The organism is Qipengyuania algicida, from assembly GCF_009828025.1.
In the GTDB taxonomy this organism is placed as follows: Bacteria; Pseudomonadota; Alphaproteobacteria; order Sphingomonadales; family Sphingomonadaceae; genus Qipengyuania; species Qipengyuania algicida.
This window is the reverse complement of the sequence record NZ_WTYA01000002.1, coordinates 239,078-251,072: the sequence shown is the minus strand read 5'-3', so window position 1 is coordinate 251,072 and position 11,995 is coordinate 239,078. Positions and strand designations below refer to the sequence as shown.

Genomic DNA, 11,995 nt, shown 5'->3' with positions numbered 1-11,995 from the left:
GGTGATTTAACCCTGCAATTATGCCTCAAATGATAGCTTGACGCATTTTTGATATAGTCTCATAAGGTTGCCTATCTTTTGATGGAGGCAGGCATGAGCCGCATTGCATACTATCGCGTCAGTACCGCAGATCAGTCCATTGAAGCACAGCGAAGCGCCATGGGCGGTCAGTTTGATCGCGAGTTCAGGGATGAGGGAATTAGCGGTGCTACGGTCGCCGCTACTCGCCCCGGCTTTTCGAGTTTACTGGAATACGTTCGCGAGGGCGATACTGTCTGCGTCTATGCCGTCGACCGGCTAGGGCGCGATGCCTTGGACGTACAGGCCACAGTTCGCCGTTTGATCAATGCTGGCGTGACTGTCGACATTCATGGGCTTGGCCCAATCGGCAAAGGCGTGGGGGAGCTTGTTCTGGCTGTGCTTGCGCAGGTTGCAGATATGGAGCGCCAAAGGATCGCCGAACGCACTGAGGCGGGCAGAGAAGCTGCCAGAGCGTCCTTAAGGGCTACAGGCAAGACGCACAGGGGCAAGGTGAGCATGGGCAGGCCCGTTGCAGCAAACGCTGCAGAGGTCGCTGCATGGCGAAAGGCTAATCAGGCCAGCATTTCTGAAACTGCTAAGCACTTCAAAGTGTCGACCGCCACTGTAAGCCGCTACTGCGCAGCTTAGCTCGCAGGCAACTCCGGCACAGCCTTAGCCTCAATCGCCCGCTTTCGCGCGGCCTCCAGTAGCGAAGCCATCGCTTCGTCGGACTTCATCTCGATACCGACATCTTGGCGAGGGCGTCCCCAACCGCGATCGAGGATGGCTGTCGCGGCAGACACTCTTGCGGAATCCGTTGCCTCCGCGCTGTCCAGTACGGCAACCAGGGCCGTCACCGCTTTCTCAGTATGGTCACGAGCCAAGTCTGTCAGCGTCCGACCATCGGCCAGCTTGACCTTGGGCCTTCCACCCGGATTCCCGCTAGTTCCCTTTACGAATGTCACCCATCCAATCCCTTGAAGCTTGAGAACAAGCCTTAGCGGCGTGGGTCGGTCTGATTGAATCGCGGTCCTTCGCCATGCTCCCGATCAGTCTGGTCAGTGAAGTCAGTGATTTTACATTGCGCTCCAATTCTCCTCACGCGCACACGCTTTGCCATTTTTAAGAGGCTGTTTTGATTGAGTGTAGCTAAAAGGGCTGCAATGGCAGATCACTGACTTCACTGACTTCACCGACGAATGAGGGCCTCGACAGAGGCGATCTGATCTCTCAAGCCGAGGTTGTGGCGAGCATAAACTACGCACCGTTTCCCGCCGATCTTGAACAGTCCATCATTGGCGGTATCATTACGCACCGGAACGTATCCGCATTGTTCGAGACGGTGCGGAATGCGCCTGCTGTTTCGTCGGTCCGTCAACCAATCCGCGAAACCTGGGGGCGACACGCTGGCAATGCTGGCTACAGTCACAGCGTTCGGCCAACTAAGCATCTCCAGGGCATCCGCTAGCTCAGCATCTTCGGGTGCTTGATTGGCCGACACGATATCCCAGAATGCCGTCGTCTGAGGGGGCGGCGATTTGGGATCGAAATCGGTAAGGTCAAATTCGCGAAGATACGCAGCAACGTGTCCGGTTCCGCCATTTGCGAACCAGCCATAGAGCCTTTGCCAGTAGTCGGCCTCAAAGCTCTCTCGGCTTAGCGTTGACCATGCGACGTAATGCCTCCGGTCATCAGTGGGCAAATAGATACCATCAGTCTTATGGTTTGATGTGATGATCACACCGCACACGTTGAAGACTGAATATTCTCTAAGGTGCTTTTCATCGACACGCAGCACGTCTGGCGGCGCAGCAGTGTACGTTTTCATGTGATCGTAGAATGCAAAGCGATCAACCTCTCCCAGATCGCGCGCCTCGCTGACACGCAAAATCACCGATTTCACGAATCCGTTGAACCGTCCGAGCATATGCTGAGGCGAAACTTCGGCGAAGTTCCAAGGGCCAATCGCCTCTTTGACCGGCTCAAGGATTGTATCCTTTCCGATGCCTTGTGAGCCCCCCAGGACGAGCGCATGATTGATCTTCTCCCACGGTCGCTGCACACGTTGCGCGAACCACCGAATAAGATGATCGGCATCCTCGGGATAAACTCGGCGCAAGTGCTCAATCCACGGCCCAGCTAGTCCGGCATCGCCAATCCGCTCGACCGGAGGTCGATAGAGATTGAACACGTTGCAGCCGGGGCGGTCGCGCCAACCGCCATCGGATACCAGCTTGTCAGCAACGACCTGCGCTTTGCCGGGTATCCAAGTCATCTGCTCGACGGGATGATTCTCATCCAGCCACGCGGATGCTTTGATTTCCCTGGCATCGCCCTTCTTGTCGGGTAACGGCTCCCCGTCTGCCCCAGTCACCTTGACCGGCGGAATCCGAGAATTGACGCTAGACGCAGGCCACAGCTCCCCAGTCGGAGCGAAGATGTACGAATGTTGCGGCATATAAGCGCGGAAATCATCAAGACCTACTCCGCGCTTCCTAGCCGATCGTGGAGATGCGGCCCCATCTGCAAGACCCCTGTCTACTTTGCGGCTAAGAATTTCACCCGTCCACGGATTGCGCGGATCGAACGAAGCCATGTTCATGGCGGCTTCCATCAATTTCTCCCGAGCGGTCACAGGGCTGATCTCGCCCCCGGCGACCAAGGCACCGATTTTCAGCGCTGCCGCGTTAAGGGTGCCTTCCTGCTCGCCATCGCCAGCATTGCGGATGGCTTCACACTCGCTTTTCAATGCCGAAAGACCATACGACCGGTCAGACCCGTCTCGCTCCCGAAAAGACGGTAGATCGTTCGCCGGATAGCCAGCCTCCCGTTGCTTGCGCTTACCTCGCACAATTGACAGTAACGCGCTGGGCGGATCGGTCACCGTAGCGTCGTCATGCCACCGATATCGCTTGCCGTTAGGATGCAGCGATGGGGGCACAATAACGTATCCACCTTCCCCGCGCACTTCCGCCCCGGGAAGTTCTGGCATCGGCCAAGGGCCATCCTTTGCGCCGCGCTGTTGATTGCGGACCTCGCGATAAGGATCATACTTGAAGAGCAGATGATAGCCTTTGCCGGTGTTGCATCGCCTTGTCCCGGGAAGTTCGAGCCCACAACCAGCTTCAAATGCGGCAGGATCATCAACGTCGAGAGCCCAGAATCCTGTTCGCTTGCCAGTCGGCATACCGATCATTGCATTAGGCCAACGACCCCACCATGCCTTGATTTGCTCGGCGTCGGTGGTGGCACTGTGTAGTCCGCCTTCGACCCTTGGCCGTTTCGTCGCTGGATTGCAGGGAAATACCGGCAATCCCTTGGCTGCGTACCCTAGCGCTTCGTCGAGCATTGACGGCTCCTGCTGTTCCGCCAGGTTCATGACGCACCCCCGATCACCGGAATGGCGCCGGGCCCGAAAAGGTCCATATTCTCAACCTGCGATGCGGCTGCCATCAGCCGTTTGCACAACAGCAGAAGGTCATCGAGTGCAGCGGTCGACGCTGGCGCATACAACCATGGAGTCAATCGATCGACGACCAGCCAAGCGAGTTGCATCGCTGTTTCGGTTTTGGCGATCGAGACCATTGCTGAAGCAGCATTGCGATAGCTGCGAAGCTGAGTACGACGCTCATATTCCTCTGCAGGGATTTCGCCCATGAATGTCTGGATGTCATCCAGTTTGGCTGGCGCGTTCATGCCACCCTCACTTTCTGGCCGGGGCGCTTATGCTTCTGGCAACGCCGATTGGGCTCGAATTTGCGAGACGATGAAGGGGTCAGGACTTCGAACGGTGCGCCACACTCTGCGCAGCATGAAATCCAACGGCGCAGTGTGGTCATTGACCCATCGCGCCGTCGATGAGGAACCTCGCCAGCAAGGGTGTAAGTCTGGCCATTGAAAACGCGTTTCATGACCCCCTCCTTGCGACCCAGCCGCTCAGGAAATCCTCGCCAAGGTGCAATGCCAACATTGGAGGAAGACTTGCCCAAGGAATCGACTTGATGTATTGAAAGTCGTGATCCGCCTGCCAAGAAAGATCACGACGCCCGCCCTGTGCGGGCGTTCGTTTTTCAGGCGCTACCATTGTCGCCTCCCCACAGTTCGATGACCGGTACAGGCGGGTTTGCGCAGCCAGCGCCCAACACGGTCGGCGCAGTCGCTTGCGCAAAGCTGTGAAGCTTCTCTGCGATGCCGTTCGCATCGACCGCATGAAAGCGGAAAGCCTCGTGACGGCGCCCACGTATTGGACAATCGGTCATGACCTCGAAACCGAGACCGTCGACCTTGCGAACCCATGTGCGGTGCGGGCTCATGCGGCTTCCCTTTCGAGAAGCGCACGAAGTTCAGTGACCGGCACAACACTTCGACCACCCAGCCGGACGATCTTGATCTTGCCTTCGCGATTCAGTTCGTAGAGTTTTGACCGACCGATGCCGATTGCTCGGCAAGCTTCGTCAATCCGATAAGCCAGCTTTTCGCTTGGCATTGTGGCAGCAGCAGTACCCATAGTATGCCTCCATTGGTTGTCCGGAGGCGGTTTTATGGGCTTGGATTCAGGCTTTGAATCGCTGCACAAATCGCCACCGGGCGGGTCTGTGCGTGCATGTTGGTTGATATGCTTTGCGCTGTCCGTGGCGCAAAAAGGGCAAAACTAGCCGCGTCGTATAAATTGAGCAGTCGCGAGCATTAATGACGTGATGCCACTTGGCAGAATACGCTTCTTTCGCTCCGACTCACTTTCAGGCGAGAATGCATGAAGGCCACGACTCGATTTCGCCAATTCGGCACGCCCTGTTCGAAGCATCCATTGATACTTTCGGACGGTTTCCGGCGCGTAGCCACCATGCTTGAGATTTTGGCGCCTTTGTTCTGGACTCAACCTAGCGCCGCGCTTCGCTGATAGACGAGCGTGAATTGCCCACATCACAGGACGAAGGTTTCGAGGACATGTCACGGCGGCGTTTGGTGAGTTCAACAAGATAAGCCCTTTCACAGGCAAGAAGTAAGTTGAAACCGGACTTCTCGGGCGCCCAGTGTGCTTTCTTCTGAGCGATGTTGCGAGTGCGAGGATCGCTTGGCGGTCAGCCTCGTCAGCCGCCAATCGTCCAGCTTCCCCGAGCTCGGCACCGCTGAGGGCACTTCTCGGTTCTGGTCGATATCGATCCAGCCAATCAGCTAATTTTTCAGCACGATACCTAGATAGCTTGAAAGGTATTGTGCCTTTCGGAGTTGTCATCACCGCACCCCTGCGGACCCACAATAGTAACCGGGGAAATGCGAGCGGGTGTGTCGCACTTGTCAGGCCGTCGCCCTATCCCCGGCTGTTCGATCAAATCAGTTGCGGACTGGCTTTACAAATTGCGATCCATCCGGCTCGCCCGCTAATCTTCGGGCATCCGCAATTAGCACATCGAACAGACTGGAGCCCCCCATGCGTTGATATGCCTCATCCTCGCGGAACACTTCGAGTTTCTGGATGAAAGACGGCCAATTCGGAGCCGAGGTAAGCAACAAGCGTCGAACGGCTAAATCGTAGTTGTCGACGTAGAAATTTAGTTCCGCATCCGCATAATCTTCGCCAAGCACCTCATCGCTGATGTCATGCTTTGCGAGTTCGAATGCGTCGAACGCTGTTTGCCAGTCAGACATTATCTAACCCCCTGCCGTCGTGCTCCCTTCCGTCGTGTTCGCAATCAGGGTCCGAAATATCGCATCCGGGGCCGAACCCCTTTGGGCGGGGGCCAGAATAAGTGTCCTCATCATACTGGCCTGCCGGATCATCATCTTCGGCGTTTTCATCTTCGCTGGAGATATTGGGGCCTCGCCGATGGCGATGACGCAACTGGTCCCATTCAATCCATGCGTTCTCGCCCGGATCTGCAATGTCGCAGCCAGGGCGATCCCAAGGGCGTTTAGGCCGATCGAGAAAATCATCCTCAGCTTCAGTTACTTCATCGTCCGGCTCGCCGTCCCAAATATCAAGCAGCGCAACAAGCACTTCGATCGCATTACCAAGTTCATCGCGATTGAAGCGATCTAGTATCCGCATCACTGCAGGCGCTGGAGGAATTGTATTGGGAAGCGTGACGACGCGTGAACTGGTCCCTAAAGGGTTGCTAGCCATTTCATCGACTCCTTTTCAGTCGGTTGTGGTGAGGGTCGGCATTGGGGCTCCATCCCTTTGCCGACCCGCCTTCATCGGGCCGAATGCCCGTTGAAATTCATGTCATAGCGCCAGCTCTCCCAGCGCTTGCAAAGCTGCATCGCGGGCAAGGTGCCCGTAATGACGTTCAATCATTTCGGCGCTGGTGCCGGAAATCTGTGCGATTGTGAGCAGAGGCAGGCCGGCGCTCACCAGATCGGTAATGGTGCTGTGGCGCAGGGTGTAAGCGGTAGTACCCTTTGGCAGACTGGCTGACTTCGCTGCCTTTTCGATGGCATCGCCCCATGTATTGCGATCCCATGGCTTGCCGCTTGAGCGCATAAACATAGGAGCGGCTGGAAGCTTACCCTTCACTTGCTTGGCGAACAGAGTCGCCGCCGCCGCAGGCAGGAGAATGCGCCGATCACCGCCTGCCTTATCGTGGCCGATAGTGAGTTCCGAGGTCCGCTTGTCGTAATTGCCAGCAACTAGTGACGCCATGGCTCCGGGCCTCAATGGAAGCAGACACAGCGCTCTGATGAATGGCGCAGCGTCGTCCTCGACATGCTCCAGCAGCAATCTGCGTTGAGCCTTATCAAGATAGAGCAAACGCCGCTTGTCGGCCTTCTCAAAGGGTTTCAGGGCCTCCTGCCAAGCAGCTTCGCTTCCTGGTGCTCCCGGGGCTAAGAACATATTCAGAGCGGCCCTGAGGGGGGCCATATCGCGGTTGACGGTGGAATGCGCGCGCTGCCTCACCCGCTTTTCGCCATCCTTGCGTCGACTGATTACCGCAGGCGCATCTTCCAAGCGCTTGCGCCATTCCTTGAGGTGATGGCGGCGCAGCTTATCAAGTTTCACACGCGCCAGCGGATCATCATAAACATGGCGACGAAATACGCCTTCAGCGATCTTGTTCGGCTTTTCTCGCAGATAGTCTTTGCACGCATCGGCGACGGTTTCGATCTTGCGACGAACCTGTCCTCCTGACTCAATCAGGTCGGCAACCTTCTCGGCCTCGATTTTAGCAAGAGCGAAGCGCTCGTTCGGCGCAACAGTGCCGAAGTCGCCGAGCGATTTCATTGAGTACCTGTTCGACTCGGGATTGTAGGCACGGGCTATCCATGTACCGGCGCCGCTCAACTTGGAGGGGCGAAAGCCAAGGAAGCACCCATTGCGTAGGCGCTGCCAATAAGGCTCGCGCCGAGGTTTTAACTCGTTTCGCTTGCCAACTTTGCTGAGATCCAACGCCAACGCTCAGGGCTCCAAATGACCGAGTACGGAAAAAGTACGGAATACATGGGTGGACGAATCTGCACAAGCGCAAACAGCAATCGTTGAAAATGCTATATTTTTCTGTGCGAGGGTGTGCGGAGATATGCGGAAATGCACCCTTGGTAAGGGTGAGGCCGGGAGTTCAATCCTCCCCAGCAGCACCATTTTTTGTTTTTGACGGCTTCGAGTACCAGCGCGGGCGGACGCCCGCGCCGACGCTTGAGGCCAAACGAAAAAACCTGCATCCCTCCGAAACTGAGGAGAGAGGTGCCATGGATTTTCAGCTGAGCGAGCAGCAACGCGAGTTGCAGGAGGCGGCGCGCAAGTTTGCGCGCGGAGAGCTGATCGAGCTGGCGCGCGAGCTGGAGGAGAAGGACGTCTCGGTCCCGGCAGATATGGTTCGCCGCTATGGCGAGCTTGGGTTCCTGGGCGTAAACCTGCCTGAGCAATATGGTGGGCTCGGCCTCGGCCATCTTGAGGCGCTGCTGGTGCTCGAGCAGTTCGCGATGGTGTCGAACGCGGTCGCATTTCCGGTGTTCGAGGCACTGGTCGGGCCGGTGCGTACGATCGAGCGGTTTGGCACCGACGAACTGAAAGCACGAATCATCCCGCAAGTGACCGCTGGCGAGGCGACGGTCGCGGTGTCGATGTCCGAACCCGACGCCGGGACCGCGCTGACCGATCTGACCACCCACGCGCGCGAGGACGGGGATCGCTTCATCCTCAACGGTACGAAGCGCTGGACGAGTGGTGCAGGGCATTCACGCTATTACGTCACCTATTGCCGCCTGTCCGATGCGCCGGGGGCCAAGGGGATCGGTGCGCTGCTCGTCGACCGCGATCAGGACGGGGTCAGCTTCGGCAAGCGCGAGGAGCTGATGGGGTTTCGCGGTATCGCCACGCGCGACATCAGTTTCGAGGATGTGGCGGTGCCCAAGGAGAACCTCGTCATCGGCGCCGGTGGTTTCGGCAGACTGATGAGCGCCTTCGGGCTTGAACGCTGTGGCAATGCCACACAGGCATTGGGACTGGCGGCGGGCGCGCTCGAGCAGGCGCTGGCCTATACGCAGGAGCGCGAGGCTTTCGGCAAGCCGATCGTCGATTTCCAGGCAGTCCAGCTCAAGCTGGCCGAAATGGCGATGAAGGTCGAGGCGGCGCGGCTGCTGATCTATCGTGCTGCGGCCAACGCTGCGCATGAAAGCAATGGCCTGCCCGGCGTGTTCGAAAGCAGCGTCGCCAAATGCTTCGCCAATGAGATCGTGCGCGAGGTGACCGCGCTCGGGATGCAGGTGATGGGCGGCTATGGCTATCACAAGGATTACGGAATGGAGCAGCGCGTGCGTGACGGTTTCGCCTGGGGGATCGCGGGCGGGGCAATCGATGTGCAGAAGACCAATATTACTGCTGCAATGGTCGGTCGCCGCTTCGACCAGCGGCGCTGATGGCTTGCCTCAGGCGCGCAGGCTCGCCCATTCCGGGTGGCGTCTGAACTGCGCTTCGACATAGGAGCACTGAGGCACGATGCGGAAGCCTTCGCTTTTGGCATCGCCGATCAACGCATCGACCAGTTTCCCCGCGATGCCCTTGCCGCGCATTGAATTGGGGACGAGCGTATGCGTCGCAACGCGGACGTCCTCGCCCCTGCCGATCCAATCGAGATGACCTGCGTCTTCTCCGTCCAGCGTCGCGCTGTAACGCCCGCTCTGGTCATCGCCTTCATGGGTGACAGTGACATCGGCCATATGATTTCTCCTTCTTGCGTCCAATCTCCGCTCGGCTAGACGCGTTCCCGATGACTTCTTCGACACCGCTTCGCCCGTTCATGTCCGACAACGCCGCGCCGGTCCATCCGCGCGTGTGGGAAGCGATGCGCGCCGCCGACGACAGCGCGCCGCCCTATGATGGAGATGCGCTTTCGCAGGCACTCGATGAACGCTTTTCGGACCTGTTCGGGCGCGAGTGCGCCGCACTGTGGGTGGCGACGGGGACGGCTGCCAATTGCCTTGCGCTTGCCACGATGGTCCAACCGCATGGCGGGGTGGTTTGCCACCGCGAGGCGCATATCGAGATGGACGAGGGCGGCGCGCCCGGTTTCTATCTCCACGGTGCCAAGCTGCTGCTGGCCGAAGGCGAAGCAGCCAAGCTTACCCCCGATGACATCACGGCGGTGATCGATCCTATTCGCGATGACGTGCATCAGGTTCAGCCGCACGCGGTCTCGATCACCCAGGCGAGCGAGTATGGCTGCGTCTATCGGCCCGACGAGGTCGGCGCGATTGCTACCCTCGCCAAAGCGCGCGGGCTTGGGCTTCATATGGACGGGGCGCGGTTCGGCAATGCAGTCGCCTCGCTCGATTGCGCGCCGGGCGCGGTGACCGAAGGTGTCGATGCGCTGAGCTTCGGCTGCGTTAAGAACGGCGGGATGAGCGCCGAGGCGATTGTGTTCTTCGATCCCGCTCTCGCCGATGTCGCGCATTACCGCCGCAAGCGCGCGGGACATCTGCAATCGAAAGGGCGTTTCCTCGCCGCGCAGATCGTCGCTATGCTCGATGGCGATCTGTGGCTTGAGAATGCGCGCGCAGCCAACGCGGCTGCGCAGGAGATTGCCGGGTCATGCGGCAACCGCCTGATGCATCCGGTCGAAGCGAATGAGCTGTTCGTGACACTCTCACCCGCCGAGCGCGAGGTTTTGCGTGCGCAGAGCTTCGCCTTCTACGATTGGGGCGATGATGCCGCGCGCTTCGTCACCGCCTGGAACACGCGGCATGACGATGCACGCGCTCTGGCGCAGGCGATCGCCAGCCTTTGAGCGCGCTTCCATGACCGAACCCGCACCCCATGCCTTGCTGAGACCGGGAATTGCGATCCCCTTCGTGCTCACGGCGCTGATCTGGGGGTCGACCTGGTATGTCATCACCGGCCAGATCGCGGGCATATCGGCGCATTGGGCGATTGCCTTCCGCTTTGCGATGGCGACCCCGGCGATGTTCCTGCTGGCAGCGATCATGCACCGGCGGCTGGCGATGCCGCGTGCCGCGCACCTGCTGGCACTGGCGATGGGGCTGTTCCAGTTCAGCGGCAACTACACCTTCGTCTATATGGCCGAACTTCACCTGACCTCGGGCATCGTCGCGCTGCTGATCGGAATGATGATGGTGCCGAACGCCATCCTTGGGCGCATTTTGCTCGGCCAGCCGATTACGCGGCGCTTCATCATCGGCAGCATCATCGCGCTGGGTGGTATCGGGCTGCTGCTGGTCAATGAAGCGCGGCTCGCCCCGCTGGGGGGCAGCGTCGCATGGGGGGCGGGGCTGGCGCTGATCGCGATGTTGTCGGCCTCGATCGCCAATGTCATTCAGGCCGGGCCTGCGGGCAAGGGACTGCCGCTGCCGACGCTGCTGTCATGGTCGATGCTGTATGGCACCGCGATCGACATCGTGCTGGCGCTCGTGCTGTCGGGCGCTCCGCAGTTTCCGAGCGATCTGCATTACTGGATCGGCACTGCATGGTTGGCTCTGGCCGGATCGGTGGTGACGTTCCCGCTCTACTACGGGCTGGTGCGCCAGCTCGGCGCGGGACGGGCGGCCTATAATGGCGTGCTGGTGGTGGTGATCGCGATGGTCATTTCGACACTGCTCGAAGGCTATCGCTGGACCGGGCTGGCGATGGCAGGGGCAGTGCTGGCGATGATCGGGCTAGTGATTGCGCTGCGGGCACGGCAGGTCGCCCCGGCTGGCGGCGATCAGAGCGCGTCTGTGCCTTCCGCGGCCAGAATGGCGGTGAGACCCGAACGGTAATCGCGGTAGGTGGGTTGCCATACTAGGACGCGCCGCGCCTTGCCATTGGCGACGCGGCGGTTTTCGGCGTAGAACCCGCGCGCCATCGGGGATAGCCCCGCTTCCTCGATAGATTGCAGCGGCGGTGGGGCGATACCCAGCAGGCAGCAGGCCTCCTCGACCACGGCGTTGTGGCTCGCTGGATGATCGTCGGCGATATTGTAGGCTCCGGCTGGTGCGTCTCCCTCCAGCGCGGCGATGATGGCAGAGGCGATGTCGTCCACATGGATACGGCTGAACACCTGTCCGGGCAGGTCGATGCGATGTGCCTTGCCCGCGCGTATCCGGTCGAAGGTGCTGCGGCCCGGGCCATAGATGCCCGGCAGGCGGAACACCCGTGCATCGCGCGCCAGCCATGCGGCATCGGCCTCGTTGCGCGCTACGCGCCGCCCTGTCCCCGTAGGCGCGCTTTCGTCCACCCACGCGCCGCCGGTGTCGCCATAGACTCCGCTGGAGGAAAGATAGCCGAGCCAGTGATGACTCAGAGCATCGCCATAGCGGTCAAGCACCGGATCGCCGCCATCGCCCGGGGGCACGCTGGAGAGCACATGGCTTGCTTGTGCCAGCGCGTTGCGCACGGCGGCGCTGTCATCGAAGGCGACATCGCCCGCGCTGCCGGTGGCGCGTACCTGCCAGCCATCGCTGATCAGCAGGTCTCTGAGTCTCTTTGCCGTATAGCCGAGCCCGAAAATGAACAGATTGCCCATCCACGCGTTCTAGCGGG

The 11,995-nt window shown here is 59.5% G+C and carries 14 protein-coding genes; 4 read left to right on the top strand and 10 right to left on the bottom strand.

What is annotated here, in order from left to right; translation table 11 throughout:
• Window positions 1–93: 93 nt before the first annotated feature.
• Complete coding sequence (locus GRI58_RS03645; protein ID WP_160752207.1) at window positions 94–669, top strand: recombinase family protein; 576 nt, start codon at window positions 94–96, stop codon at window positions 667–669.
• On the opposite strand, the gene GRI58_RS03640 is transcribed toward GRI58_RS03645, so the two are convergent.
• The 8 genes from GRI58_RS03640 to GRI58_RS03605 form a co-directional block, all read right to left on the bottom strand.
• On the bottom strand, window positions 666–986 hold the full coding sequence (locus GRI58_RS03640; RefSeq protein WP_160752206.1) for a hypothetical protein: 321 nt from the start codon (window positions 984–986) through the stop codon (window positions 666–668). The genes GRI58_RS03645 and GRI58_RS03640 overlap by 4 nt on opposite strands.
• 224 nt (window positions 987–1,210) lie before the next feature.
• Window positions 1,211–3,370 (bottom strand): bifunctional DNA primase/polymerase, encoded by a 2,160-nt coding sequence (locus GRI58_RS03635; protein ID WP_160752205.1) that lies wholly within the window; start codon window positions 3,368–3,370, stop codon window positions 1,211–1,213.
• A 26-nt stretch (window positions 3,371–3,396) separates the two neighbouring features.
• Entirely contained in the window at window positions 3,397–3,717 is a 321-nt protein-coding gene (locus GRI58_RS03630) for a hypothetical protein (protein WP_160752204.1), read from the bottom strand.
• 374 nt (window positions 3,718–4,091) lie between these two features.
• Complete coding sequence (locus GRI58_RS03625; protein WP_160752203.1) at window positions 4,092–4,334, bottom strand: hypothetical protein; 243 nt, start codon at window positions 4,332–4,334, stop codon at window positions 4,092–4,094.
• Window positions 4,331–4,528 (bottom strand): helix-turn-helix domain-containing protein, encoded by a 198-nt coding sequence (locus GRI58_RS03620; protein WP_237452068.1) that lies wholly within the window; start codon window positions 4,526–4,528, stop codon window positions 4,331–4,333. The genes GRI58_RS03625 and GRI58_RS03620 overlap by 4 nt, the downstream gene beginning before the upstream one ends.
• 827 nt (window positions 4,529–5,355) lie before the next feature.
• Window positions 5,356–5,670, bottom strand: coding sequence for a hypothetical protein (locus GRI58_RS03615; RefSeq protein ID WP_160752202.1), 315 nt, complete (start codon window positions 5,668–5,670; stop codon window positions 5,356–5,358).
• Window positions 5,663–6,145 (bottom strand): hypothetical protein, encoded by a 483-nt coding sequence (locus tag GRI58_RS03610; protein ID WP_160752201.1) that lies wholly within the window; start codon window positions 6,143–6,145, stop codon window positions 5,663–5,665. The genes GRI58_RS03615 and GRI58_RS03610 overlap by 8 nt, the downstream gene beginning before the upstream one ends.
• A gap of 102 nt (window positions 6,146–6,247) precedes the next feature.
• Window positions 6,248–7,243, bottom strand: coding sequence for a tyrosine-type recombinase/integrase (locus tag GRI58_RS03605; protein WP_237452067.1), 996 nt, complete (start codon window positions 7,241–7,243; stop codon window positions 6,248–6,250).
• Window positions 7,244–7,707: 464 nt separating this feature from the next.
• Here GRI58_RS03605 and GRI58_RS03600 point away from each other — a divergent pair, with 464 nt between their 5' ends.
• Window positions 7,708–8,877: an acyl-CoA dehydrogenase family protein gene (locus GRI58_RS03600; RefSeq protein WP_160752199.1), complete on the top strand. Its 1,170-nt coding sequence runs from the start codon at window positions 7,708–7,710 to the stop codon at window positions 8,875–8,877.
• Between the two features lie 9 nt (window positions 8,878–8,886).
• Here the strand turns inward: GRI58_RS03600 and GRI58_RS03595 are convergent, their stop codons facing one another.
• Window positions 8,887–9,177, bottom strand: coding sequence for a GNAT family N-acetyltransferase (locus GRI58_RS03595; protein ID WP_160752198.1), 291 nt, complete (start codon window positions 9,175–9,177; stop codon window positions 8,887–8,889).
• A 50-nt stretch (window positions 9,178–9,227) separates the two neighbouring features.
• Between GRI58_RS03595 and GRI58_RS03590 the strand changes: the two genes are divergently transcribed.
• Together GRI58_RS03590 and GRI58_RS03585 are read left to right on the top strand one after the other, a co-directional pair.
• Window positions 9,228–10,244 (top strand): threonine aldolase family protein, encoded by a 1,017-nt coding sequence (locus GRI58_RS03590; RefSeq protein ID WP_160752197.1) that lies wholly within the window; start codon window positions 9,228–9,230, stop codon window positions 10,242–10,244.
• 10 nt (window positions 10,245–10,254) lie between these two features.
• Window positions 10,255–11,232, top strand: coding sequence for a DMT family transporter (locus GRI58_RS03585; protein ID WP_160752196.1), 978 nt, complete (start codon window positions 10,255–10,257; stop codon window positions 11,230–11,232).
• Here the strand turns inward: GRI58_RS03585 and GRI58_RS03580 are convergent.
• Window positions 11,178–11,978 carry a Rossmann-fold NAD(P)-binding domain-containing protein gene (locus GRI58_RS03580; protein WP_160752195.1) on the bottom strand — a complete coding sequence of 267 codons (801 nt, stop codon included), beginning with the start codon at window positions 11,976–11,978 and terminating at the stop codon, window positions 11,178–11,180. The genes GRI58_RS03585 and GRI58_RS03580 overlap by 55 nt on opposite strands.
• Between the last annotated feature and the right edge of the window lie 17 nt (window positions 11,979–11,995).